This window comes from Alteromonas sp. ALT199, from assembly GCF_018619335.1.
Taxonomy (GTDB): Bacteria; Pseudomonadota; Gammaproteobacteria; order Enterobacterales; family Alteromonadaceae; genus Alteromonas.
Genome location: NZ_JAHHDX010000075.1, coordinates 2,456 through 4,174, shown reverse-complemented (window position 1 = coordinate 4,174; position 1,719 = coordinate 2,456). Strand labels below are relative to the sequence as shown.

Annotated in this window: 3 protein-coding genes and 1 pseudogene; 2 read left to right on the top strand and 2 right to left on the bottom strand. The window is 43.8% G+C overall.

Going from position 1 to position 1,719, the window contains the following annotated elements; all coding sequences use genetic code 11:
* A pseudogene (locus KL866_RS20560) lies at window positions 1-125 on the top strand (virulence factor BrkB family protein); the annotation flags it as partial.
* Between the two features lie 140 nt (window positions 126-265).
* Here KL866_RS20560 and KL866_RS07370 read toward each other — a convergent pair.
* Together KL866_RS07370 and KL866_RS07365 are read right to left on the bottom strand one after the other, a co-directional pair.
* A complete protein-coding gene (locus tag KL866_RS07370) occupies window positions 266-904 on the bottom strand; it encodes a DUF2959 domain-containing protein (protein WP_025257570.1) in 639 nt (212 codons plus the stop codon).
* Window positions 901-1,143 carry a hypothetical protein gene (locus KL866_RS07365; RefSeq protein WP_025257569.1) on the bottom strand — a complete coding sequence of 81 codons (243 nt, stop codon included), beginning with the start codon at window positions 1,141-1,143 and terminating at the stop codon, window positions 901-903. Before KL866_RS07365 ends, KL866_RS07370 begins: the two co-directional genes overlap by 4 nt.
* A 188-nt stretch (window positions 1,144-1,331) precedes the next feature.
* Here KL866_RS07365 and KL866_RS07360 point away from each other — a divergent pair.
* The coding region (locus KL866_RS07360; RefSeq protein WP_214994366.1) for an alpha/beta fold hydrolase at window positions 1,332-1,719 on the top strand (388 nt) is incomplete at its 3' end.

Below are 1,719 nucleotides of genomic sequence, written 5' to 3'. Positions count from 1 at the left end.
TATTTTTATGGGTGTATTTGTCTTGGGTAATTGTGTTGTTTGGCGCAGAGTTCACGTGCAGCCTTGGCGAAGCTTTTGAAAACCGTAAAGCGGAAAACGAGCCCCGTAAAGTCCCACAGGAATAATCGACCTAAAGTATAGTCGGGCATAATAATGATTTACTTTACGGGGCGGCTTTGAGTAACGTAAATACTCGCTACAAATGCATAAAACGAAAGAAGGGAGCTACAAGCTCCCTTCTTTATAATTACTGCCTAACTAACGACTAGTTTTTCATTGCTGATATAAAAGCGTCAGACTCAGCAATAGCTGAATTCATTTGCCTAATAAGCTGGGCTACGTTGTTTTCAATAGTAGATAGTTCACCCTGCAGTGCGCCAATCGCGCTGGCATTTAAGTTGTGCTTTAAGTACAGCACATTGTCCTGAAGCGCGCTTAACACTGGTGGCATTTTACTTTCCGCTTTGCGCATAGCTTTCATTAGTGAAGAATAGCGACGCTTAGTTTCTCGAAGCTTCGCAGCGCTATCTCGTTTAAGCGATGCATTCTCATACTTTTCTAGCTCTTCCGCCCACTCATCAAATAAAGCTTCTGCAACACTTTCTACTTTATCGATGCGTGAACTCACTTCTTCTGAAGCGGCAACGCTATCTTCGTACTGACCATTCAAGCGGTTGTAAACGTCTTCTAGCTCTCCACCGTCAAACGCAACTGCAGCGCTGAATGCCTCTAGCGCAGAGTTAAACTGCTCTTGCGCATCTTCTTGCGACTCTTTTGCGTTTTCAACGCGGTCAACTAGGATATCGCGCTTTTCAACGCCCACTTTTTCCCATGCTGCATAATATGCAGACTGACAGCCACTAATGGCTAGCATAGCAACAAATGCTGATGCGATTAACTTCATGCGGTTACTCCACCTCTAAAACGTGCTGCGCTAATAATACAGATTAAATGCAAAAGGGCGCCCAAAGGCCAAAAGACAATGGCAAGTACCACGGTTGCAGCTAAGGCATAACATACGCCTACGGTTATAAAAAAGAACAGTGCGCCTAGAATTCTTCCTTGAACCAAGTGTCCCAACCCAGGAATAAAGAAGTTACAAATTGCGGCGATTACGTTACCGCCTGATCCTTGACCTGCCATATAAACATCCTCGCATTTATGACTATAATATGATTAGCTAGCACGTAATGACACTTGTTCTATAGTATAGACTTAGCGTTTATGGTTAATGTTTAAACATAAAACAGCGTTGAAGCAGTCAGCACGCAAACGTTTGTATAACAATAAACTAAACTAAAACAGGCACTCACACAACGCGCAGAAACAAAATGAAACGACTTTACCCCGATGTTACCTACTATGAGAATGGATTTATCGAAGTGGGAAGTGTGCATTCGCTTTACTTCGAGCAAAGTGGTAATCCAAATGGCATTCCCGTACTTTTTATTCACGGCGGACCTGGGGCCGGCCTCCCTCCCAATTATAAGTGCTTTTTTGATAGTAATAAGTATCGCATTATCGGTTATGAACAGCGCGGGTGTGGACGTTCAACACCTGTCGCAGACACGCTTAACAACGACACATGGCTTAATGTTGAAGATATTGAAGCCCTAAGAACACACCTTCAAATACCGAAACTCCTTTTATTCGGCGGCTCTTGGGGCTCTACGTTAGCGCTACTTTACGCGCTTAAGTACACCTCCCATGTTACTGGCC

Excerpts from the sequence above, each read along its gene's own strand:
- KL866_RS07370 (WP_025257570.1), bottom strand. The coding sequence starts at position 904 with ATGAAGTTAATCGCATCAGCATTTGTTGCTATGCTAGCCATTAGTGGC.
- KL866_RS07365 (WP_025257569.1), bottom strand. The coding sequence starts at position 1,143 with ATGGCAGGTCAAGGATCAGGCGGTAACGTAATCGCCGCAATTTGTAAC.